Annotated in this window: 18 protein-coding genes and 1 pseudogene; 2 read left to right on the top strand and 17 right to left on the bottom strand. The window is 70.3% G+C overall.

The annotated features are described in order from the left end of the window. Window positions 1-33: 33 nt before the first annotated feature. Complete coding sequence (locus tag KBX71_RS07170; protein ID WP_210817217.1) at window positions 34-1,347, top strand: aspartate aminotransferase family protein; 1,314 nt, start codon at window positions 34-36, stop codon at window positions 1,345-1,347. A gap of 274 nt (window positions 1,348-1,621) precedes the next feature. Here the strand turns inward: KBX71_RS07170 and ptsP are convergent. The 9 genes and pseudogenes from ptsP to KBX71_RS07125 form a co-directional block, all read right to left on the bottom strand. Further along, window positions 1,622-3,241, bottom strand: a pseudogene (ptsP, locus tag KBX71_RS07165) (phosphoenolpyruvate--protein phosphotransferase); the annotation flags it as partial. Continuing rightward, window positions 3,234-3,509 carry an HPr family phosphocarrier protein gene (locus KBX71_RS07160; RefSeq protein WP_124820844.1) on the bottom strand — a complete coding sequence of 92 codons (276 nt, stop codon included), beginning with the start codon at window positions 3,507-3,509 and terminating at the stop codon, window positions 3,234-3,236. The gene KBX71_RS07160 and the pseudogene ptsP, both read right to left, overlap by 8 nt. Before the next feature lie 9 nt (window positions 3,510-3,518). Further along, window positions 3,519-4,559, bottom strand: coding sequence for a zinc-dependent dehydrogenase (locus KBX71_RS07155; protein WP_210817215.1), 1,041 nt, complete (start codon window positions 4,557-4,559; stop codon window positions 3,519-3,521). Continuing rightward, window positions 4,556-4,990, bottom strand: coding sequence for a PTS sugar transporter subunit IIA (locus KBX71_RS07150; RefSeq protein ID WP_210817214.1), 435 nt, complete (start codon window positions 4,988-4,990; stop codon window positions 4,556-4,558). The genes KBX71_RS07155 and KBX71_RS07150 overlap by 4 nt, the downstream gene beginning before the upstream one ends. Beyond that, on the bottom strand, window positions 4,983-5,291 hold the full coding sequence (locus KBX71_RS07145) for a PTS lactose transporter subunit IIB (protein WP_124820847.1): 309 nt from the start codon (window positions 5,289-5,291) through the stop codon (window positions 4,983-4,985). Before KBX71_RS07145 ends, KBX71_RS07150 begins: the two co-directional genes overlap by 8 nt. A 4-nt stretch (window positions 5,292-5,295) precedes the next feature. After that, window positions 5,296-6,456, bottom strand: coding sequence for a PTS mannitol transporter subunit IICB (mtlA, locus tag KBX71_RS07140; RefSeq protein ID WP_210817213.1), 1,161 nt, complete (start codon window positions 6,454-6,456; stop codon window positions 5,296-5,298). A 59-nt stretch (window positions 6,457-6,515) separates the two neighbouring features. Beyond that, entirely contained in the window at window positions 6,516-7,424 is a 909-nt protein-coding gene (gene pfkB, locus KBX71_RS07135; protein WP_210817307.1) for a 1-phosphofructokinase, read from the bottom strand. A 13-nt stretch (window positions 7,425-7,437) separates the two neighbouring features. Continuing rightward, complete coding sequence (locus KBX71_RS07130) at window positions 7,438-8,199, bottom strand: DeoR/GlpR family DNA-binding transcription regulator (protein WP_210817212.1); 762 nt, start codon at window positions 8,197-8,199, stop codon at window positions 7,438-7,440. A 382-nt stretch (window positions 8,200-8,581) separates the two neighbouring features. Further along, window positions 8,582-11,719 carry a BTAD domain-containing putative transcriptional regulator gene (locus KBX71_RS07125; protein ID WP_210817211.1) on the bottom strand — a complete coding sequence of 1,046 codons (3,138 nt, stop codon included), beginning with the start codon at window positions 11,717-11,719 and terminating at the stop codon, window positions 8,582-8,584. Window positions 11,720-12,126: 407 nt separating this feature from the next. Between KBX71_RS07125 and KBX71_RS07120 the strand changes: the two genes are divergently transcribed. After that, on the top strand, window positions 12,127-13,089 hold the full coding sequence (locus tag KBX71_RS07120; RefSeq protein ID WP_210817210.1) for a GlxA family transcriptional regulator: 963 nt from the start codon (window positions 12,127-12,129) through the stop codon (window positions 13,087-13,089). 293 nt (window positions 13,090-13,382) lie between these two features. On the opposite strand, the gene KBX71_RS07115 is transcribed toward KBX71_RS07120, so the two are convergent. From KBX71_RS07115 to KBX71_RS07080, 8 genes are all read right to left on the bottom strand, one after another. Beyond that, entirely contained in the window at window positions 13,383-14,231 is an 849-nt protein-coding gene (locus KBX71_RS07115) for a carbon-nitrogen hydrolase family protein (RefSeq protein WP_210817209.1), read from the bottom strand. Window positions 14,232-14,233: 2 nt separating this feature from the next. Continuing rightward, window positions 14,234-15,535: a hypothetical protein gene (locus tag KBX71_RS07110; RefSeq protein WP_210817208.1), complete on the bottom strand. Its 1,302-nt coding sequence runs from the start codon at window positions 15,533-15,535 to the stop codon at window positions 14,234-14,236. Beyond that, on the bottom strand, window positions 15,535-16,581 hold the full coding sequence (locus KBX71_RS07105; RefSeq protein ID WP_210817207.1) for a ThiF family adenylyltransferase: 1,047 nt from the start codon (window positions 16,579-16,581) through the stop codon (window positions 15,535-15,537). The genes KBX71_RS07110 and KBX71_RS07105 overlap by 1 nt, the downstream gene beginning before the upstream one ends. A 263-nt stretch (window positions 16,582-16,844) precedes the next feature. Further along, window positions 16,845-17,618, bottom strand: a complete 774-nt coding sequence (locus KBX71_RS07100; protein ID WP_210817206.1) for an SDR family oxidoreductase — start codon at window positions 17,616-17,618, stop codon at window positions 16,845-16,847. A gap of 37 nt (window positions 17,619-17,655) precedes the next feature. After that, window positions 17,656-19,131 (bottom strand): hypothetical protein, encoded by a 1,476-nt coding sequence (locus tag KBX71_RS07095; RefSeq protein ID WP_210817205.1) that lies wholly within the window; start codon window positions 19,129-19,131, stop codon window positions 17,656-17,658. A gap of 77 nt (window positions 19,132-19,208) precedes the next feature. Next, window positions 19,209-19,904, bottom strand: coding sequence for a thioesterase II family protein (locus KBX71_RS07090; protein WP_210817204.1), 696 nt, complete (start codon window positions 19,902-19,904; stop codon window positions 19,209-19,211). 20 nt (window positions 19,905-19,924) lie between these two features. Beyond that, window positions 19,925-21,697: an asparagine synthase (glutamine-hydrolyzing) gene (asnB, locus tag KBX71_RS07085; protein WP_210817203.1), complete on the bottom strand. Its 1,773-nt coding sequence runs from the start codon at window positions 21,695-21,697 to the stop codon at window positions 19,925-19,927. Window positions 21,698-21,701: 4 nt separating this feature from the next. Further along, window positions 21,702-23,411, bottom strand: coding sequence for a non-ribosomal peptide synthetase (locus KBX71_RS07080; RefSeq protein ID WP_210817202.1), 1,710 nt, complete (start codon window positions 23,409-23,411; stop codon window positions 21,702-21,704). Window positions 23,412-23,415 lie beyond the last annotated feature (4 nt).

The following is a 23,415-nucleotide window of genomic DNA, read 5'->3' as shown; positions in this document are numbered from 1 at the left end:
ACGCGCCTGTCCGGGCTGCCTAGCGTCGGCCCCATGGCTGATTCGTTCTGGTCCGACGCCGATCGTCACCTGGTCCGCTACATCGGCGCGGGCAGCTTCGTACGTGAGATCATCGACCGCGCCGAGGGCAGTTTCGTCTTCACCGCCGACGGCCGCCGCCTGCTCGACTTCACCTCGGGGCAGATGAGCGCGATCCTCGGCCACTCCCACCCGGCCGTCGTAGCCACGATCCAGCGGCAGGCAGCCACTCTCGACCACCTGTTCAGTGGCATGCTGAGCCGGCCCGTGGTCGAGCTGGCACGCCGCCTCGCCGGCTCGCTGCCCGCGCCGTTGGACAAGGTCCTGCTGCTCACCACCGGCGCGGAGTCCAACGAGGCGGCGATCCGGATGGCGAAGCTGGTCACCGGCCGGCACGAAATCATCTCGTTCGCCCGGTCCTGGCACGGGATGACGCAGGGTGCGGCGAGCGCCACCTACAGCTCAGGGCGCAAGGGGTACGGGCCCACGGCGCCCGGCAACTTCGCGATCCCCACGCCGAACGCGTACCGGCCCGACTTCACCCTTCCCAGCGGCGAGCTGGACTGGCAGCATCAGCTGGAGTTCGCGTTCGAGCTGTTCGACGCGCAGTCGGTGGGCAGCCTGGCGGCGTGCATCGTCGAGCCGATCCTCAGCTCCGGCGGGGTGATCGACCTGCCGCCGGGATACCTCGTGGCCCTGCGCGACAAGGTGCACGCGCGGGGCGGGCTGTTGATCCTCGACGAGGCGCAGACCGGTCTGTGCCGCACCGGAGAGTGGTACGCGTTCCAGCGTGACGGCATCGTGCCGGACATCCTGACCCTGTCCAAGACGCTCGGCGCCGGCCTGCCGCTGGCCGCTGTGGTGACCAGCCCGGAGATCGAGCAGACGGCGCACGAGCGCGGCTTCCTCTTCTTCACCACGCACGTCTCGGACCCGCTGGTGGCCGCGGTCGGCAACACGGTCCTGGACGTGTTGGAGGCCGACCGGCTCGACGAGCAGGCGGCGCACCTGGGTTCGTACCTGCGCAAGGGTCTTCAGGAGATCAGCCAACGGCACCCGGTGGTTGGCGACGTGCGCGGCCGCGGGCTGCTGGTCGGGCTCGAGCTGGTCAGCGACCGGGAGTCGAAACGACCGGCCGACGCGCTGGGCGCCGCAGTGACAGGGCGTTGCCTGGAGCTGGGCCTGCACATGAACGTGGTGCAGCTGCCGGGCATGGGCGGCGTCTTCCGCGTCGCGCCGGCGCTCACCTCCAGCCACGCAGAGCTGGACCTGGGCCTGGAAATCCTCGACCACGCACTCGCCGACGTGGTGCCGCAGTTCGCACCCTGACACTCCGCTGGGGATCGTGGTCCCGGTTGGATGAGGGCTTGTCGGGCGGAGTAACTCAGAGCCGCATCTCCGCCGAGACCCGACGCGGGCCGCGGTCCGGGCAGCGTACGGCCCGCCATGCTCACCATGGCCCAGCCCGCGCTGTCCCGCGCCATCACGGCGCGGGCACGTGCTGTGGGAGTTCGGCTGCTGGACCGGACGCCGCGTGGAGCGATGAGCGCGTCGCGCTGGTCTCCGCGTCGCCGATCCGGAGCTGACGCGAAGCACCGACCGCCGCCGCCCGAGCTGCTTCCGGGCTGGGAGCGGCAAGGGCCGCCTCGGCGATCTGGCGGCACTCGTCCAGGGTGTGCGCGGCCAGGGACTCGCGCACCGCCGGAATGCTGCGGGGCGCCATGGACAGGCTGGTGATGCCCAGCCCTGCGAGCACCAGGGCGAAATCGGGATCCGCTGCGGACTCTCCACACACGCCGACTGGCTTGCCCGCCTCGATGCCGGCTGCCGCGCAGGAGGCGAGCAGCGCGATCAGAGCGGGCTGCCACGGGTCGAGCAGGTCAGCGAGGTCGCCGCACATGCGGTCAGCAGCGAACGTGTACTGGCTGAGGTCGTTGGTGCCGACGCTGAGGAAGTCCGCGTGGCGCAGCACCTGGCTGGCGCGCAGGGCCGCGGCCGGCACCTCGATCATCACGCCGGCGGTCGGCAGGCCGTGCTCGCGGCAGGACTCAGTGAACGCTGCCGCCTCCGCCGCCGTGGCGACCATCGGCGCCATTACCCAGACGTCGGCGTCCGTCGCCGCAGCCGCCGCCGCGATCGCGGCCAACTGCGTGGTGAGCACGGACGGTGTCTGCCGCGCGACCCGCAGACCGCGGATGCCCAGCGCAGGGTTGGGTTCATCGGCCAGGCGCAGGAACGGCAGCGGCTTGTCGGCGCCGGCGTCGAGGGTGCGCACGACGATCTTGCGGCCGGGCAGCGCGGCGAAGACGTCGCGGTACGCGGTGACCTGCTCTTCGTGCGACGGCGGGTCGCTGCGGTCGAGGTAGAGCAGCTCGGTGCGGAACAGGCCGACGCCTTCAACCTCGCCGGTGAGGTCGCGGGCGGAGCCGATGTTGGCCAGTAGCGCGATGGGATGGCCGTCTGCTGTCCGCCCGGGGCCTCGGGAGCGGGCACGGCGTTCGATCTCCGCGAGCCGGTCCGCGTTGACAGTGGTCACCGTCTCGGCGGAGACACCGGCCACCACGACGCCGCTCGTGCCGTCGAGACTGGCCAGCGCCCCGTCGGTCACTTCCAGGATGCCCGGGCAGCGGACCACGGCCGGGATACCGAGTGTCCGGGCCAGGATCGCGGTGTGGCTGGTCGGCCCGCCCTCGGCCGTGATCAGGCCCAGCACCAGGCCCGGCTCGAGGCCGGCGGTGTCGGCGGGCGCCAGGTCGCGGGCGATGAGCAGGTACGGATGGCCAGGGTCCGGCACGCCCGGCATCGGCTGCCCCAGGCACGCCGCGACGAGGCGGTTCCGCAGGTCGTCGAGGTCGCTGACCCGCTCGGCGAGGTACCCGCCTGCGGCTTCGAAGGCGGCCCGGTGCCCGGCGAGCACGTCGGTGATCGCGTGCGGCGCGTCCGCACCGCCGTCGATGGCGATGTCGGCCGCGTCAATGAGCGTTTCGTCCTGCGCCATCATGACCTGCGCGCGCAGGACCTCGGCGGCGGTCACGTCCATTGCGGTGTCCGCGCGACGGGTCAGGTCGGCGGCGACGGCGACGGCCGCAGCCCGGACGGCGGTCTTCTCGGCTTCGGGGTCGACGGTCTCCACCAGCGGCGGCAGGGCCGGCGGCGGGGCCAGCCGGTAGACCGGCCCCGCCGCACCACCGGGGCTGGCCCCGATCCCCCGAAGTTCACGCATCGACGGCGTCCAGATCACGTTCGAGGAGGTCGGCCAGGGTGTCGACGGCGGCCTGGGCGCCGTCGCCGTCGGCCTCCAGGGTGACCTCGGTGCCCTTCTTGGCGCCGAGCGACAGCACGGCGAGCATGCTGCGGGCCGGCACGGGTTTCTTGTCGCCGCTGCGGATGGTGACCAGCACCGGCTGCTTCGCCGCCTCGGCGACGAACAGCGCCGCCGGTCGGGCGTGCAGCCCGCTGGCGGAGCCGACGAGGACTGTTCTGGTGGGCATCGGATCCCCCTAGGGTTCGATCGTCACCTTGATCGCTTCGCCGCGCGCCACGATGCCGAAGGCGTCGAGGGCGCGGTCGAGCGGCAGGCGGTGGGTGATGAGGTCGGCGACCGGCACGGAGCCGTTGGCGATGAGTCGCAGCGCTTCCTTGTTGTGCTCCGGGCTGGAGCCGTTGGCGCCGACGATGGTCAGTTCGCGATAGTGCACGAGGTTGGAGTCCAGGGAGATGACCGGCTTGTCCTTCGGCAGGCCGCCGAAGAAGCTGATCCGGCCCTGCCGCGCCGTCATCTGCACCGCCTGCTCCTGGGCGACGCCGGCGGCCGTGGCGGTGATGACGACGTCGGCACCCCGGCCCTCGGTGAGCTTGAGCACCGCGTCGACGACGTCGGTCTCGGCACCGCAGATCGCCGCGTCCGGCCGGACCAGGTTGGCGGCCAGGTCGAGGCGTTCGCGGTTGAGGTCGACGAGGAACACCCGGGCCGCGCCGCGCGAGCGGGCCAGGCGGACGTGCAGGCAGCCGATCGGCCCGGAGCCCACGACGACCACGTCGTCGCCCTCCCCCACACCGGCGAGGTTCTGGCCGTTGAGGACGCAGGCGAGAGGCTCGGCGACGGATGCCTCGGCGAAGCTGAGTCCCTCGGGGATCCGGTTGAGTCCGTCGACGGCGAGGACGTTGTGCGGCACAACCATGTGCTCGGCGAACCCGCCGTCGAAGTGGTAGCCCATCGACACCTGGTTGGGGCACACGGTCATCCGGCCACGCCGGCACTCGGCGCACTGACCGCACGGGATGGCGGCGATGACCTGGACCCGGTCGCCGGGCTGCCAGCCCGTGACGTCGGCGCCGACCTCGACGATCTCGCCGGCGATCTCGTGGCCCATGACGCGCGGCGGGGCGATGTGGTGGTGGCCGAAGCGGGAGATCTTCACGTCGGTGCCGCAGGTGGAGCATGCCCGGACGCGGATCTTCACGTCGGTGGGGCCCGGCGTGGGCTCGGGCCCGTCCTCGATGCGGACGTCACCGGGTGCGTGGAATCGGACAACATTCACGAGGGCTTCCCTTCAAGGATGGTGATCACGTCATCGACGCTCGTCGACTCTCGTAGCCGCTGCGCCTGGGCCGGGTCCATCAGCACCGAGGCGAGCTGGGCCAGGATGTCCACGTGCCCGTCACCGGCCGCGGCGATGGCGACGCAGACCCGCACGTCGAAGCCGTCCCAGTCGACGCCGTCCGGGAAGCGCAGCACCGCGAGGGCGTCGCGCTGAACCGACTCCTTGCTGTTCAGCGTGCCGTGCGGGATGGCGACGCCCTCCCCGATGTACGTGGAGACGCTCTGCTCGCGGGCGAGCATCGCGTCCACGTACGCCGGCGCGACCGCGCCGACCTCGACGAGTACCGCGCCGCAGCGGCTGATCGCCTCGTCCCGCGATCCGGCCCGCTCGTCGAGCCGGATCGCGTCACGGGCCAGCAGTTCAGCCACTCAGCTCACCACCGCGCTGCACCGCGTTCACGACCCTGGTGACGGCCGGGTCGCCGATGAACACCTGGATCGGCACGATCACCTTGTCGGGCGCGCTGACCCGGGCCCGTGCGGCGAGCCCCTGGTGGCAGATGACCACGTCCGCGTCCGCCGGGATCGAGTTGACCGGCGTGTGCTCGACGGTCACCGCGTTCTTCGCGAGTTGCCGCCGAAGTTGGCTGGCCAGCATCACGCTGCTGCCCATGCCGGCGTCGCAGGCGACGACGACCTTCTTGATGTCGGTGCCGTTGATGGTGGACATATGTTCAGACCTCCTGCTTTGCCGACTTGTCGAGGGTCTCGTCGGGGTCGATGACCCTTTCCTCGTCCGGGCGGACAGCCGTCTCCTCGTCGGGGCCGACAGCGTCCGCGGCGGGCTCGCCGCGCCCGAAGCCGAGCAGGGCCGAGGCGACGGCGAAGGTGACGGCGGCGGCGATCACGACGCCGAGGATGACCCCGAAGTGGCCGCCTTTGGGGGTGACGGCGAGGTAGGCGAAGATGCTGCCCGGCGAGGGGGTGGCGACCAGGCCCGCACCGGTGATCACGAAGGTGCCGACGCCGGCCGCACCCCCGGCGATCATGGCGAGGATCAGCTTCGGCTTCATCAGCACGTACGGGAAGTAGATCTCGTGGATGCCGCCGAGGAACTGCACGATGATCGCGGCTGGGGCGCTGGGTCGCAGCGCGCGGGGGCCGAAGACCATGAAGGCGAGCAGCAGACCGAGGCCGGGGCCGGGGTTCGACTCGATCATGAACAGGATCGACTTGCCCTTGTCGGCCGCCTCGGCGATGCCCAGCGGGCCGAACACGCCGTGGTTGATGGCGTTGTTGAGGAAGAGCACCTTTGCGGGTTCGACGAGCACCGAGGTCAGCGGCAGCAGGTCCTTGCCGACGAGCCAGTCGACGCCCGAGCCGGCTTGCTTGGTGAGCCATTCGACCACCGGGCCGATGCCGTAGACACCGCCGATGGCCATCGCGGCGCCGATGATGCCGGCGCTGAAGTTGTCGACCAGCATCTCGAAGCCGGGACGGATCCTGTTTTCGATCAGGCCGTCGAACAGCTTGAGGACATAGGCCGTGAGCGGCCCAATGATCATCGCGCCGAGGATCATTGGCACATCCGCGCCGACGACGAGGCCCATGGTCGCCACCGCGCCCACGACGGCACCGCGCTGGCCGTGGACCAGCCGGCCGCCGGTGTAGCCGATGAGCACCGGTAGCAGGATGCTGATCATCGGGCCGACGAGTTCGGCCAGGGTCTTGTTGGGGATCCAGCCGGTCGGGATGAACAGTGCGGTGATCAGGCCCCAGGCGATGAACGCGCCGATGTTGGGCATGACCATCGCGGCCAAGTAGCCGCCGAGGCGTTGCACAGTGGCTCTGAGGCCCTGGCCCTTCACCTCTGGTGTGTAGGAAGAGGAGGTCACGGGGGTATCTCCTTCATCGAGGGGCGGTCCAGACGGCCGCAGGGAAGAAGCTCGTCCGGCTAGGGGTGGATGGTGACGTCGTGGCGGAGCAGGTCCGCTGGACCGGGCATCCGGCTGCCGGGCAGGCTCACCGCGGCGGCGCCCCAGGCCAGGCCCTCAGCGAGAGCGGCGGCACCATGCGCGCCCGCAGCGAGGAACCCGGCGAGCAGCGCATCGCCGGCGCCGACGGCGCTCCGGGGCCGGGCGACCGGACAGGTGCCGGTGCGGACCCCTTCGGCATCGACAAGGACAGCGCCGTCAGCGCCGAGGCTGGCCACGACGGTGCCGGCTCCCCATGCCCGCAGGCACTGAGCGGCATCGACCACGTCGCCGAGGTCCTTCAGCGGGGTGCCGACCACTTCGGCCAGTTCGTCGCGGTTGGGCTTGAGCAGGGTCGCCCCGGCCAGGGCGGCCTCGCGTAGGGCAGGACCGCTGGTATCGACGGCGACCCTGACGCCGGCAGCACGCAGCTTGCGGCACAACTGAGCGTAAGCGTCGGCGGGCAGGCCGGGCGGGACGCTGCCGCACAGCACGACCCAGTCGGCGCCGCTGGCACGGGCGAGCACACGGTCGATCACCTCGTCGAACTCGGCGCCGCACATGGCCGGGCCAGGCTCGTTGATCTTGGTGACCGTGCCGTCGGGCTCGGCCAGGGTGATGTTGGAACGGGTCCTTCCGGAGATCGACACGGCGAGGACCTCCACACCCTCCGCCTTCAGTAGGCGGATGAGCTGGTTGCCCTCGTCACCGCCGGACGGCAACACTGCTACCGACGGCACCCCGTTGGCCAGCAGGGCACGGGATACGTTGACGCCCTTGCCGCCGGGGTCAAGGTGAGCGGTGGCAGCCCGAATGACCTCGCCCCGGGTGAGTGAGTCGACCTCCACGGCCCGGTCGAGGCTGGGATTGAGGGTGACGGTGACGATCATGCCCGGCCCGCTCTCATGCGCGTGCCACCCGAACGCCTGCGGACTCCAGGTCACCGACCAGGTCGAGGTCGGCAAGGCTGTCGGTGATGAGCAGGTCGACGTCGGCCAGCTCAGCGAACCGGGCCAAATAGTCGTTGCCGAGCTTGGTGTGATCGGCGACCACCACCGTGCGGCGGGCCGCACGGACCATCGCCCGCTTCACCGCCGCCTCGGACGGGTCCGGGGTGGTCAGTCCACGCTCGACCGAAATCCCGTTGGTCCCGATGAACGCGACGTCGACGTAGAGGTGCGCCAACGGCGACAGCGCCCAGTCGTCGACGGTCGCCAGGGTCTTCCCGCGGACCCGTCCACCCAACAGCAGGACGTTGAGGTTGGCATAGGTACCAAGGGTCGTGGCGATGACCGGCGAGTTGACCACGACGGTCAGCTCACGGTCGACCGGGAGCAGCTGGGCCAGCCGGGCGGTCGTGGTGCCGGCGTCGAGGATGATCGCGCCCTCCTCCGGCACCTCGCTCAAGGCGAGCTTGGCGATGCGCTCCTTCTCCTCGATGAGTACCGCGTCACGCGCCGCCAGCGCGGGCTCGAACCCGAGTCGCTCGACCGGAATTGCTCCACCGTGGACCCGGCGCAGCACGCCGGCCCGCTCCAGGATGGTGAGATCGCGGCGGATGGTCTCCGACGTCACGTTGAGCTGATCGGCCAGGCCAGCGACCTCGACCCGGCCCACGTCCCGGGCGATGCGAAGGATCTCCTGCTGTCGTTCTTCGGCGTACATGGTGTTGTTTCACCGCCGTTTCGTTTTGCTTGTGCCTTGTTTACGCCCGGCTTTTAGGGAAGTCAAGAGGTGGGCCACAGAAAGCCACACCGGCCGGCACCCGCCTGGATCTGGTATTCCCGGACGCACCCGCGCGCGCCGACCTCGACAAGCTCGACGCCCAGGACACCGGGTTCAACGTCAGTCCACCCGGCCCGGCGCGAAACCATGCGATTGGCACAGCAGAGTGGGAGGTTCAGCACCACCCGACATTGCAAGCACTGTGGGCGAGCACCCCCGTACACAGCGTCGTCACGCTGGACCGCGCAAACTAATCACCCGAACGCCCCAGCCGCACCCGGCTAGGTAGTGTCGGCACCGGGCGTCGGTCCCCTCCTTGGCGTCACCGAGCCCCGGACGGCTCACCAATGCCGGCCTCCACGGCGTGGGCGAGCCGCGCCTGGTGCGCTAGCGGTACGGTCCCGGGGCGGTGCGTCGCTTCCAGCGCGGCGGCACAACGCCGCTCCAGGCCCCGATAACCGGCCTGACGGGTGATCTCCAGCGCCCTGCTCGCCCGCTCAACCGCCTCAGCGGAACGATCGGTACGGGCCAGCAGCATCGCCGACCCGATCAGCGCCTCCGCCTCCGGACGCCGCGAGCCGGCGTCCCGGGCACTGCGGGTCGCCTGCTCGAAGTGCGCGAGGGCCTCCCCCTCCTCGCCGAGGAGGGCGTGGGCCTCGCCGAGCGCGTTGTGGGCGTCGGCCGCGATCAGACCGTCGCCCAGCTCCGCGCTCAGCTCAAGTGCCCGGGCGGCGGTGTCGACGGCAGCTTCGCCGTCGCCGTCGTCGGTCTGAACCCGGCTCAGCTCGATGAGAGCGGTGGCCTCGCCGTTGCGGTCCCCGACGTCGCGGTGGAATCGCAGACCGTCGTTGATGAGGCTGGTGGCCGCGACTGGGTCGCCCAACTCCCGGCGGACCGCACCCAGCGCGGTCAGCACGCTCGCCTGCCCGGTCGGCGACTTGAGCATCCGGTAGCGGACCAGCGCGGCGGCGAGGTAGTCGATCGCCTCCGGGAGCTTGCCCATCCGCCGGTACGTGTCACCCAGGTTGTTGAGGTTGACGGCGACGCCGGCCAGGCTGCCGTTGACCTCGTTCGCGTGCAGGGCCCGGTTGAAGTGCGCGACGGCGGCGTCCAGCTCCCCCAGGTCGTTGTAGACGATGCCCAGGTTGCACAGCGCCGCCGTGTGCCCCTCCGACCAACTAGCCTGCTCGCTGAGGGCCAGTGCCTGCCGGAGGTGGGTGATGGACTTGGCGTAGCGCGTGACGCTGTGGCACGCCTGCGCGAGGCTGTGGTGCGCTGCTGCCTGCCCGATCGCGCTGTCCTCCGCGACGGCCGCGGCCAGACCCGCCTCGGCGATGGTGAACCAGTCATGCGTGTACTGACGCAGCGCGAGATAACCCCGCAGGGTATCGGCGAGCAGCCATTTCATCGGGCGCACTGCGGGATCGTTGACCACCTTGGCGAGCGCCACGAGGTTGGGCCGCTCACCGTCCAGCCAACTCAACGCCGCCTGGGGGTCGTCCAACGTGACGATCGGCACGTCGGTTTGCGGCTCGGGCAGCCGGAGCCGGAACATCTGCGGGTACAGATGACGGGCGGCGGAGTCCGCCGTGTGCAGGTAGTAGGCGAGCAGGCGGCGCAGGGCGGCGAGCCGCATCTCGCTCGTGGTGTCGATCTGGGCCTGACGCCGGGCGTACAGGCGCAACAGATCGTGGTGGGTGAACCGGTCCGGCCCGCGCTCGTCGAGCAGATGGGTACTGACGAGCTGTTCCAGCAGACGTTCCGCCGTCGAGGTGGTGTCGCCGAGTAGCGCCGCAGCGGCGGGCACCGAGAAATCCTGTGCGGGCGCGACACCGAGCAGGCAGAACATGGTCCGCACCTCGGTCGGCAGCGCGCGGTACGACAGGTCGAACGCGGCACCCACCGTGCTCTGCTCGTCGCCGTCGCCCATGGAGAGGGCCTCCAGCCGATCGCTGACGTCGAGCCGGCCGATGTAGTGCTCCACCGACTGTCCCGGCCGGTCGGCGAGGGTCGCCGCGGCGATGCGCATCGCAAGCGGCAGGTACGCACAGGCCGCCGCCAGTGCCTCGAGGGTCCTCGGGTCGGTGGCCCCGGCGCGCGCGGCCAGGAGGTTGGTGAACATGCTGGTGGCCTCGGCGGGTCGGAGCACGTCGAGCTGAAGCCGCTGCGCGCCGTCCAGGGCGACCAACCCGCGGAGCCGGTTGCGGCTGGTGACCAGGACCATGCATCCGGGTGCCGCCGGCAGCAGGGGGCGGACGTCGCTGACCGCGGCCGCGTTGTCGATCACCACCAGGACGCGCCGCTCGGCCAGCAGCGAGCGGTACAGCGCGGACAGCTCGTCGACCGCCAGTGGCACGGTGGGCCCCGGCGCACCGAGCGCACGGACGAATTGGGCCAGCGCCTCGGCGGGGCGCACCGGCGCCCGGTTGGCGTACCCGTACATGTTGATGTAGAGCTGGCCGTCCGGGAAGCGGTCGCGGACCCGGTGCGCCCAGTGCGTGGCCAGCGCGGTCTTGCCGACGCCCGCCGACCCGGAGATCACCACTCGGATCCCCGCCGGGCCCGGCTCAGGCACCAACAGATGGTCTAGCTCGGCCAACCGCTCGTCGCGGCCGATGAAGACCGCCGCGTCAGCCGGAAGTTGCGCCGGTACGGAGGCGGCCCCGGCCCGGACCTGTGCGGTGCGCTCAGATTCGGCCAGTCGGCTGCGCTCGGCCCGTGTCGGCGACCGCAACATCGCTACGTGCAGCTCGCTCAGCTCGGGGCCGGGTTCCACACCGAGGGCGTCCAGCAGGTGCTGGCGGGTACGCGCGTACCAGTCGAATGCCTCCGCCCCCCGGCCGGTGGCGTGCAGGGCCCGCATCAGGCCGGCCACGATGGACTCCGTCAGCGGGTTCTCGGTGGCGAGGGTGGTCAGCGTGGCGATCACGGCTTCCGGCCGTTTGTTGTCCGTCTCGAGCCGCGCCCACTCGGCGGCAGCCATCAGCCGTTGCTGGGCCCACGTCTCGCGGGTGCGGCTCACCCACTCACCGGAAAGGTCGGCCATCGCGACGCCGCGCCACAACGACAGCGACGTTCCGAGGAGGGCCGCTTTCCGCTCCGGATCGGGTTCGCCCCGAGCTTGCCTGAGAAGAGCCTGAAAATTGCTGATGTCGACGAGTTCCGGCGGCGCGTTAAGCGCATATCCCGACGACGTCCGAGATATCGAGATATGGCTCGGGCGGCCTGCCGTCGTCAATAGCTGTCGGATCCGAGAAATGTGCGCGTACAGTGCATTACGCGCGGCGCGGGGCGGCCGTTCCCAGACCCGGTCGACGAGGACGTTGACCGGGACCACCTGCCCGGCGCCGGCCAGCAGCGCGGCCAGGACGAGTCGCTGCTTGACCGGGCCGAGCGGCAATGGCGCACCGTCAACCAGGACTTCCACCGTGCCGAGCAGCCGAAAACCCCACTCGGCCATGAAGCCCACCACCTTTCGGTAGCCCCCCGCAGGGCTTAGACGTCGCCGCCGCCGAGTTGGCCGGATCACCCGACATCGATGGTCGCCGGCCGGCGTACGTGACGCAAGTCTGACGCAGAGTCCCAACCGTGCACAAGAGACGTACAAGACTTCTGCAAGGTCTTTCGTCCACGCTGGTCACGCACCATGAAGTTGCGGCAGGGAACCACTCGGCAAGAAACAAGCCCCGTTTCAACGGCTACGAATCCATTCCCGCACGGGACTGGTCCTGCTATGTGTGGCCGGCCCTGGCGTCGGGCCGCCCACGGCGGCATGCTCCTCGGTTCTCGTATCGCCGTGGATCTTCCCGAACCCGACCTGCCCGCAGGTGGCGGTTCTCGCAGTGACGAGCCCGGAAGGACGTCGCCATGCACCGAGTCGTCGTGCTGGCGCTCGACGGTGTCCACCCGTTCGAGCTCGGCATCCCGGCCCGTATCCTCGGTGCCGCCGTCGGTCCCGACGCTGAGCCGCTCTACGAGGTCGTCACCTGCAGCGCGGACGGCCGCCCGGTCGCCACCGGTGCGGACTTCGCGATTGCCGTCCGGCACAGCACCGAGCTGATCGACCAGGCGGGCACCCTGGTCCTGCCGCCCTTCGCCAATCATGACCGGCCGCCCGGCGCGGTGGCGGCGGCGCTGAGCCGCCTGCCGCCGCGCGCGCGGATCGTCTCCCTGTGCACCGCCGCGTACGCGCTGGCCGCCCTGGGCCTGCTCGACGGCCGGCCAGCGACGACCCACTGGAAGTTCACCGATCACTTCCAGCGCACCTTCCCGGACGTGCGGGTCGATGCCGCCGCCCTCTTCGTGGACGACGGCGAGGTGCTCACCGCAGCCGGAGGGGCGGCCGGCGTCGACCTCTGCCTGCACCTCGTCCGGCGCGACCACGGCGACGCCGTCGCCAACCGGGTGGCTCGCCTGTGCGTCGTGCCGCCGCGTCGTGAGGGCGGTCAGGCAATGTTCATCGACCGTCCGACGCCCCCGGTGGAATCCAACCTCACCGCCACCGCGTCGACCAGGCGATGGGCGTTGCAACACCTGCACCGACCGCTCACCCTCGACGAGCTGGCCGCGCAGGCGAACATGAGCGTCCGAACCTTCACGCGCCGCTTCCGGGCCGACATCGGCATGGCGCCGGGGCAGTGGCTGGCACAGCAGCGGATCGCGCGTGCCCGGCACCTGCTGGAGACCACCGACCTGCCGATGGACCGGATCGCCGCAGAGACCGGCATCGGCACCACCGCGTCGCTGCGGCAACGACTGTCCGGCGCCACCGGGGTCAGCCCCTGGGCGTACCGGCGCGCCTTCCGCACCCGGGCCGCCGCCCAGGTCTGACCGGTAGAGCCCGCGCAGCGCCCGAAGCGTCCGGGCGCCAGCCCTCTCATGTCCGCACACCTCCGGAAGGACCGCCCTTGATGACCGAAGCCACCTTGGCCACACCGCCGGCGACCCTTACCGGGAGTCGCCATCGTGACGTCGCTGATGGCACCCCCGTTGCTGCCCCACGCCATGCGGCGTGTCGCGCAGAACGACGAAGAGGTACGGCGTCACGCCACCCAGATGGCCTGGGCCCGGCCAGGCGGGAACGGCGTCGGCGGCGGGCTGACACCCGCCGCCGCGCCGGCCCCTCAGCGCCGGTAGGCGGCGGGCACCCGGTCCGCCAGGCCCCACGGCTGGGCGGACCGGTAGGCCCGCAACCGGCCCAACGGAATGTCGGCCACCCCGACAGTCGGCTCTGCGTCGGCGCGCCACGTGACCATGTCCCGGGCCGACCCGTCCTCGTCGAAGGCAATGCCGTCACAAACCAGTGACGCGCCGGCCATGGGCGGCGTCGAATAGTTGGCGACCGCGATCGCATACTGATTTTCGAAGGCGCGGGTCCGCACCTGCGCCTCGCGGTTCAGGCACAGCGGACCCGCGTTCGGCACCAGCACCACCTCGGCGCCGGCCAGCGCCAACGCGCGACCGGCCTCCGGGAAGACCCGGTCGTAGCAGATCATCAAGCCGACCCGCACCGCTCTGCCGTCAGGCCGGGTCAGGTATCCCGCCAGCAGCCGCTTGCCGGAGGTGAAGGCGCGCTCGCCGGCGAACCGGGCCACATGCACCTTGGTGTAGCGCAGCAGCACCGTACCGTCCACACCGACGAGCGCGGCGCAGTTGCCCAGCGTATCCCCGTCGGCCCCGAGGTAGGTCGCCACCACCGCGACGCGTAACTCTCGAGCGACCTCGGTCATCTGTCCGAGGAACTCGTCGGCGAGCTGCCGCGCCGCAGCCCGGAAGTCCGCCGAGGCGGCCTGTTGCGGCGTCGGCAGCCGGTACCCGATGTTCCACAGTTCGGGCAGGACGACCACCTCTGCGCCGGCGTCGGCGGCGGCGCGGATGTGCCGCTCGGCCTCCGCCGCGGCGCTGCCCGGGCCGGGGACGGGCTGTTGAACCAGCCCGATCCGCAGCACGTCTGTCTCTCGCGACTCAGTCAACGTCAATCCCCGATCGTCACGGCTTGAGGAGCTCGGACCCGGTGCCGCCGAGCAGCGATCGCCAGCCCGGCGGTCTCGCCCAGGACCCCGCCAAGCACCGCCAGCGAGGCGCAGGCCAGCCCGGGAAGGCCGGCCACGAGCGTGCCGGCAAGCACCGCGACCAGGCCGGCCAGGTGCACGGCGATGCCGGACGCGAGAACCTGTGAGCCGCCGCCGGCCATCGCACCGGCCCGCAGGTAACCACGCGCCACCCAGCCGGCCGGGATCAGCAACGTGCACATCGACCAGGTCAGGGCCAGCCGTAGCGGATCGCCGGTCAGCCCGGAGAAGGAGCCCAGGTACGCCGCCAGCAGTGGAGTGAACAGCACCAGCCCGTACACCGTGGTGACCCCGGCGACGAGGACCGCACCGAGCCGACCCGGAACGGGATCCGTCGGATCCCGACGCAACGCCGCGGCGCCGACCGTCTCGTAGTCCGCCAACGGGCCGGTGAACAACGAGAGCAGTCCGTAGACGACCGGCCAGGCGGCCAGTGAGGACAGTGAGCCGACCGCGTGCGCGATACCGACCATGGTGATCAGCTGCGGGATCATGTTGAGCACCCGGGTCGCGGCCAGCGGCAGATGCGCCGCGCCGATGACGCCCAACCCGGCCGGCGGCGCGTCGGCGTGGGACTCTTCGCCGACGCGTACCCGGCGCAACCGCAGAGCCAGCGTGCTCGCCTCGGCGCAGGCGCCGATGGTCAGCGCGGCTGCGCCCAGTACCGCGCCCGATTCGACGAACGGCGCGGTGCACCAGGCGAACGTCGCCGACGCGACCAGCCGGACGGCGGTTGCCACACCGATGCCGCCGGTGGCTCCGAGTGCGATCAAACGGCCGTGCTGGTAGCGGCGGATGGCCACGACCACCGACGCGGGCGCGAGGGCGAGCAGCGCCGCGCCGGCGTCCCGGATGGTCTCCGCGTCCAGGTCGAACAGCGCCACCAGGACCGGTCGGCACAGGCCGAGTGCCGCGACGACCACGGCCGCCGAGACACCGAGAACCAGGGTGTACCGGCGGATGCTGCGTCGCGCGTACCGGCCGTCGAGCGTCACCACCAGCGGCGCGAGGGCAAGGGCTGGGCCGTTGACCACGACGATGACGGCGATCGCGATGCCGAGCGCCGCGATGGCCCGGCCCGCTGATTCGGACCGGGCCACTGCGGCCGCCACCACCGGGATCTCCAGAACCAGCATGCTGGAACCGAGGCTTGTCGGCAGCCACTGCCACCAGAGTCCGCCGAGGGTGGCTCTGTTCTGCGACATCAAGCCGCCGGTCGGTCTCGCCGGTACTGCTCGCACACGCACCCGGGCCGAAACTCGTACTCGGTGAAGGTGAACGTGAGAGTGTCGGTGTTCACGTAGAGGCTCTGCCCGCTGGTGCGGGTGGCCGGCTTGGCGCCGGAGAGAAGCTGCAGAACCTCGTTGACCGCGATGCCGGCGAGCATGGCCACCGTCGAGCCGGTCAGCGCCGCGGTCTCCTCGTGCCGCAGGATGTCGAAGCCGTAGATCCCGGCGCACTCCCAGCAGGGGGTCATCCCGGGCAGCATGGTCGGGCCGACCCGAGCACCCTTGTCGGTCGCCCCGATCGAGCTCAGCGGTGTCCCGGTGCGCAGGCTCGCCAGATTCGACCAGGCGGCAGCGTGCTCCCGCGGCCGGTCGAAGGCGTGCAGGAAGAAGTCGGCGCCGTCGATCAGCTCAGCCAGGTCGTCGGCGGAGCGGATGGTCCGGTCGTGCGCGGTGAACGCGGTCCGCGAATTCTGCCGGAAGAGGTGGCGGCGCAGCGATTCGAGCTTGTGCGAGCCGACGTCCTCCTCGTCCAGGGTGGCGTGTGTCGGCAGGTTGTCGATCGCGAACGTGTCGAAGTCGACCGCCTCCAGGTGCCCCACCCCTGCCGCGTTGAGCAGGCGGAGAAGGGTCGTACCGCCAGCGCCGGTGCCGACGACCACCACGCGGGCGTCGCGGATGCGCTGCTGACCGTCGAAGCCGGACCAACCCGGCCTGTCGTACAGGCGGAGGTAGTTGATCTGGCGGCTCCAGCGCTGGGCGACGTCCGCCGGCAGCACCACGTCGCCCTCGACGTCCTCGAGCACGTCGACGCTGGCGAGACCGCGCAGCCAGTCGTCGGTCTCCGGGTACTTCTCGCGCAGTTGCTCGACGCTGCTGCTGCCGTCGAGGCCGACCACGAAGTCGACCATCGCCGGCGTCGGGTCGGCGATCCGGACCTTGTCCGGGCCGACGCCGACGAACAGGTGTTTCTCGTCCTGGCGGTGGTAGACCCGCAGGAACGGCTTGAGGCGTGGGTTGGTCACGGTCTCCTCCGCGTGTGCTGCATGCCGTCGGTGGTCGCCCGTGGTTCGGTGGGGGCCCTGAGGCCCCCACCGGCCACGATCAGATCTGGTTGCCGTGCCACTCCTTGACGAGGCCCTCCTCGTATACGCGTTCGATGGTCATCTGGTCACCTCCTTCCGCCTGCTGCCGGAGTCCCCAACGGGATCCGGAAATCTTCGGGTTACGAGAAAGATGCTCCGCAACTCGGTCCTCGTTCGGTCCTCGGTCCGTCCACCCGAGCGCCCTACAGGCTCTGGACCAACCCACCGTCGCAGCGCAACAGGGTGCCGGTCACGTACGAGGCCGACGCACCACACAGGAACGCGGCGGCCGCTGCGAACTCCGCCGGGCGGCCGTACCGACGCATCGGAATCGTGGCGGCCGAGGCTTCGCGCACCTCGGCGAGGGTGCGGCCGGTCCGTTTCGCGTTCGCCGCGTCGACCGCCGCGGTCCGATCAGTCTCGATCCGGCCGGGCAGCACCATGTTCACAGTCACCCCGTCGGCGGCCACCTCGGCGGCGAGCGTCTTCAGGTAGCCGGCCAGCGCGGCCCGGCCAAGGTTCGAGAGCGCGAGGTTCGGCAGGGGCGCCGCGACACCGCTGGAGCCCACCGCGACGACGCGTCCCCAGTGCCGCGCACGCATGACCGGCAGCACGTACGCCAACAGCCTGATGTGTTGCCGTACCAGCGCGTCGAACGCGGCGTCGACCGCGGCGACGTCAACGCCCGCCGCCGGGCCGGGCGCGGGTCCCGGCCCGTTGATCACGAGGATGTCCGGGGCGGAGAAGGCTTCAACCGTCGCCTCGAACAGCTTCGTCGGCCCGTCCTCGGCGAGCAGGTCGACGCCGACTCCGACGGCGGAGGGCAGGCCCGCGGCGATCTCCTTCGCCTGGGCCTCCCGGCGGCCGCAGACCACCGTCCGGGCCCCCTCGGCGGCCAACTGCTCGGCGATCGCCCGGCCGAGACCGCCGGTCGACGAGCAGACCAGCGCCGTACGCCCCGCAATACCGAGGTCCATCCCACCCTCCTTCGTACGATTCGCGGACTCGGTGCGGTCAGCGGCCGGCGACTCGGTCGAGCATCTCCTCGCCCTCCGGATTGCGTTTCGCCGTGATCGTCTTCTGGTGTGGATCGGTGACCATGACGCGGTGCAGGACCCGCGCCTGCCCGGAGATGTCCGTACGCGGCGACCACAGCACCCCGTCGTGGAGGACCCGCAGGTCGTTCACGCTCAGACCGCTGATGCGCTCCAGTTGTGGGGCCAGCAGCCGGTCGTCCTCACCGGTCAGCAGAGCCCGGATACGGTCCTCGTCCATCAGCAGGTGCGGGTGTTCGCCGGCCAGGAACTCGCGCAGGTGGACCGCACCTCCCGCGAACGGCGAATACACCATGCAGACGAGCTGGGTGGTGGTGAGCCCGAAGGCGTCCTCGGCGTACTCGCCGGCCACCTTGCGCATGTGCTCGACGCCGTCCTCGGTCTCATACCGCCGGCGCATCTCCTCGACCAGGTGCTCGGGGAAGTTCTTGCGACGCATCAGCTCCAGCGCGAAGTCCACGTACTGACCAATGCCCTCGGCGTAGGTCCGCCCGTACGCGCGTTCGGTCCGCAGCCCGCGTAGGTGCGCCATCAGCGCGGGGTTCGCGCAGTCGGACTCGGTGAAGTTGAAGGCGATCTCGTCGAACACGAAGCCCAGGAAGTCGGAGAGCAGCCGCCAGTGCGCCCCCGAGGCGTAGCTCGTGTAGTCGTAGATCGAGAAGAACTGCAGGGCGACCGGCACGTCCGAGGTCACCCGGCGCTCCTGGCTCCGTTCGACATCCGTCGAGCCGTGGATCTCCTGGAAGTAGGCGGTGGCCAGCCCGTTGAGCGTCTCCAGGGTGCCCTTGAAGCCCTTGCGGCTGTCCGCCGGCTTGAGGCCGGCGTCGCGTGCGAGCTTGCGGATCCACAGGGCGTAGTCGCGCTGTTCCTGAGGCGAGTCACCGGTGATGATCAGGTCGACGCCGTTGTCGTGGCGTGCCGCGACGCCGAAGGAGTTGGCCACGTTCAGGTTGCAGGCGTTGCAGAAGGTGGCCCGACCGTCACCGTAGCTGCGGTGGCCGGACATCAGCATGTCGGTGCGGTTGAACTCGATCAGCCGGTGCGGCATGGGGCGGTCCCGCTCGAACGGGCGCACCTGGTTGCCCTCGATCAGCAAGAGGTCGACCCGCGAGTCTTCGTAGAGGTCCAGCGCTCGGTACGTGCGGTCGATGTTCAGCATCACCTGGTATGGCATGCCACCATGCCGCATGGTCACCACGCGCAGCTGGAACGTGTCCCCGTACCGCTCCGCGAGCGCCAGGTGGACGGCCCGGACGAACGCCACCGCGTAGGCGCTGTCCTTGCCGCCACCGTAGGCGACCATGACTGTGTTCCGCCCCAGGTCGTCCTGGTCCGGCAGCGACTCGTACAGGCGCGTGGCACATTCCTCGACCGCGGGGACGTCCCGCTCGGGCAAAGCCTTCCGTAGATCCGCCAGGATCGTGGTACGCAGCATGAGGTGCCTCCCTGGATACCGCCCCCGCGTGGGAGCGGTCGAAATGTGGTGGTCGGCCCGTCTGGTGACGCGGCCGCTCAGTGGTGGACGTGGCGGCGCGGCCGAGCCGATGTCGCGTCGCGCAGCCACGTCACGAAGGCGTCGTCGGCGAGCAGGTCGATGTGACCGCCCGCGAAGATCCGGTGGTCGAAGTCCCCGGTGGTCGCCCGCCCCCAGTCCGCGAGCCCGGCCGTGGTGATCAGTGGATCGGTCTCGCCCTGGGCGGCCAGGATCGGACAGCGCAGCAAACCCAGACGCGAGGGGGTGAATCCCCGCAGCAGAACGAGGTCGCTCATGGCCGTGTCGACCATGACGTCCCGCCACTCGCCCGAGGAGTCGATGTCCGGGTTGATCTCGTCGAGGTAGGCGGCGAGCGCCGCACGGCTCTGAGTGACCGATTCGGGCACCGAGAACAGATTGGGCGGCATCGCCCCGACCACCACCACGCTGCCCAGCTCGGTTCCCAGCCGCTCCAGCTCGACAGCGGCCGCGTACGCCACGTACGCGCCGAAACTGTGCCCGACGAGCGCCGGCCGGTCGGTTGATCGGCGGGTGACCTGCTCGACGCAGGAGCGCACCACCTGGTCGAACGAGTTCGCCGGCCGACCGAAGTCCCTCCCGAACCGGCCCGGGTAACGCACGAGCCAGGCCGACGGCTGGAACGCCTGGATGAGCGGCCGCAGCTCACCTCCGAAGGAGCCGGCGCCGGGTAGGACCGCGATGTCGGTGTGCAAGAGAGCCTCCCCCAGGGGTGTCAGAAACCGAGACCCAGCTCGTCCATGACCATCGCGATGCTGATGGCGCTGAGTCGGAAATCCCACTTGTCCGGCCGGTCGGCGCGGCTCGCGTCGAGACAGCCCGGTGCGAACAACCCAGTGGCCGCGACCATCTCCCGCCAGCCCGACCAGATCTGAACGTCCGTGATCGATTCCAGGTCGGGCGCGGTGAAGCCGTGCTTACCCCGGCGGAGGACGCGGTCCGGGACGATGCCCGCGTAGGCGGACCGGAGGCAGGACTTGCCCTCGTAGTCCACGACCTTCGCGTCGTCGCCGATCTGCAACGCGGCGGAGACGACCGAGTTGCCGAGGAACGGGTAACGGCCCTCGATCGACGTCTTCATCAGCATCGCGTCGCCGTGGTCGCCCAGGAGGTGACCGGACATCTGAACGTAGACGTCGGCGACGGAGCGCAGCTGCATCGCCGACAGCCGGCCAGCCTCCTCGTCGGAGAACGGGATCAGTCTCGACCGCCAGAACTCGTTGCCGATGATGGCCTCCCGTGCCGCCGGCGAGAGGTACGTCGCACGGCGCTGGTCGAGCTTGCGCCAGTCGACCTCCCAGCCGAACTCGGCGCTGCCCCAGGCATGTTCGTTCTCGGGTCGGCCGGCGCGTCGAAACCGGGTAGCGCTGTCGAAGGCGTACGAGTCGTAGCCGAAGAACAGCTCGTCGGCGCCCTCGCCGGACACGACGCCCTTGATGCCGTCGGCGCGTACGGCCTCGGCCAGCATCATCGCCGCCACGTTGTAGGTCTCGCGCTGCGGATAGCCGCAGTGCCGGACCATCTCCTCGAACCTCGACATCACGTCGGCCGGCCGGCACATGATCTGCTCGTGTTTGGTGCCGGCCCGCTCGGCGACCTCGCGCTGGAACTCACTCTCGTCGAGTGCCGGGTCGTCGAAGACGACCGAGTAGCTGCGGACCGGTCGATCGAAGAGGCCCGCGGCCTCCATCACGATCGCTGTGGAGTCGAAGCCGCCACTCAGGTAGGCGCCGATCTCCACGTCGGCGCGCAACCGGGCGCGGGTCGACTGTCGCAGACTGTCCCGCAACTCCTCGTCGGACATCGGCGGGCCGCCGTCGGTGAAGTCGCCGTAACGCCAATAACGGATCGTTTCGTGCCCGTTGGCGTCGAATCGGACGGCACAGCCAGGAGGTACGGCCATCAGGCCGGCGACGAGCGTACGCGGAGCGACGATGTTCCCCAGCGAGAAATACTGGTCGATCGCGCCGACGTCGACCTTCCAGGACCGGTCGACGCAGCGCACCAGCGGTTTGATCTCAGAGCAGAAGTGCACCTGCGCGCCGTCGACGGTGTAGTAGAGCGGGCAGATGCCGAACCGGTCCCGGGCGAGTAGCAGCGAGTTGTCCGACCGGTCGAGGATTACGGTGGCGAACTGGCCGTCCACCAGGCCGAGCCCCGCGATGCCGTGGTTCGCGACGAGTTCCGGGATGACGGCGACATCCACACCGTTGCTCCCTGGATTGTCACTCCCCTGCTGCCGCAGCGCCCGATGGTTGTAGACCTCGCCGTTCGTCATGGCCAGGTAGCGGCCACTACGGTCCTCCGCCGGCTGCCAGCCGTCCACCAACCCGGTCATGCCGAGGCGGGCGAGCTTGGCCGAGGCCCACGGGGTGTTCAGCGAGTAGGTCTCGTCGGGTCCGCGGTGCACGAGCCCGGTGTGCATGGCGGCGACGAGGCCGCGGTCGAAGCGCTCGGTCGGCGAATATGTTCCACAGACTCCACACACGGCGTCACACGCTCCGCTCGGACAACTCGAGGACCAGTGACTCCAGGTTCTCGGCGCGCAGGACGTCTCGAACGCCGACGTCCATCCAGCCCAACTCCTTGAGCCTGTTGACCAGGATCAAAGTCGAGGCCGAGTCGCCCCCGATGTCGAAGAAGTTGTCGTTCAGGCCAGCGTCGGCCACCCCGGTGAGGTGGCGGGCCAGTTGCAGGACCTGCTCGGCGGCGGGCACCGTGGCCTGCTCGGACCGCGTGGCCTGGCGGCTTGCCCGCAGGGCGTCCCGATCGACCTTTCCGTTGCGGGTGTAGGGCAACGTGTCGATCTGCTGGATCACCGAGGGCACCTTGTAGCCGTCGAGGACCACCTCAAGGTGTCCGCGAACCTCGCGCGGCGTGGCCGCGCCCAGGTAGTAGCAGACCAGGGCATCCGCGGCGGCCTGATCGGAGCCGTCGTGCGACTCGGCGGTGACCACTGCCTCGACGACTCCGTCGAGACGACAGGCGGCGCTTTCGATCTCGCCCGGATCGATGCGGTAGCCACGCACCTTCACCTGCCGGTCGACCCGTTCCACGAAGTAGAGCTCTCCGCCCCGCATCTCGACGACGTCGCCGGTCCGGTAGATCTGGACCCCGTTGGCATCGAGGAAACGCCGCACGCCGGTCGGCGTCAGGTATCCGAACGCGACGCACCCACCGGTGATCACCAGCTCTCCTCGGGGGCCGCGGCGGGTGCCGTCCTCCGTCGACAGCGGCAGCGACTCCAGGTGGTAGTCGCCCTCACCGACCAGCTTCCCGAGCGGTACGCCATCGGCGCACTCGTCCGGAGTCAGCGGATCACTGAGAAGATTGCAGATGGTGGTCTCGGTCAGCCCGTAGGCGTTGTGGAACGCGGCCACCTCGGACCACTTGCGCATTAAGGCCGGACGGCAGGCCCCACCGCCGTTGACCACGTGCCGCAGGCTCATCGCCGACGTCGGATCGGTCGCGGTCAGCGCGAAGGGTGTCGTCTTGAGGTGCGTGACGCGGTAGTTCTCAAGCGTGGCGCCGAGCATGGCGCCCGGCCGCAGCCGCTCCTCCGGCAGGATCACCAGGCAGGCGCCGGCGGTCAGCGTCCAGAGGATCTCCGTGATGCAGCCGTCGAAGGTCAGTCGGGCGAACTGGAGCGTCCGGGACTCGGGCGTCACCTCCAACTGCCGTACGTGGTCCTCGATCACCCGCGCCAGCGGATCGACCCGGACCAGCACACACTTGGGCTCGCCGGTCGAGCCCGAGGTGTGGATCGCGTACCCGATCCGGTCGCCGCCGGTCGGCACCCCGATCGCCGGGTCCTGATCCGCCGCGGTGCCCCACGGCAGCGTCGAGGCCGTGGCGAGCACCGGGACCGGTGACCCGTCCGCCGTCCGGGCCACCACTTCGATGTCGAGTGACGAGACCTTGCCGGCGTTCGACGACGTGCTGTCCCGAGGGTCGATGAAGACGAACGGGCACTCGGCGATCATGGCTCCGACCATGGCCACGATCGAGCTGGGGGTCCGAGTGGCCTCGATTCCGACGAACTCGCCGCGCCGGGTGGATGCCTGCAACTTCGCCACGAACTCGTCGACGTACTCGCCGAACTGCCGATAGGTGATGACCTCGTCACCCGTGACGAGGGCGTCGTTCTGCGGATGACTGCGGATGGAGTTCTCAAGCGCCGAGACGATGCGTCGCTGTGTCATGGCC

This window comes from Micromonospora sp. D93, from assembly GCF_018070365.1.
Lineage (GTDB): Bacteria > Actinomycetota > Actinomycetes > Mycobacteriales > Micromonosporaceae > Micromonospora > Micromonospora ureilytica.
Note: the sequence above shows the minus strand (reverse complement) of the source record. Positions and strands in the feature narration are given on the sequence as shown.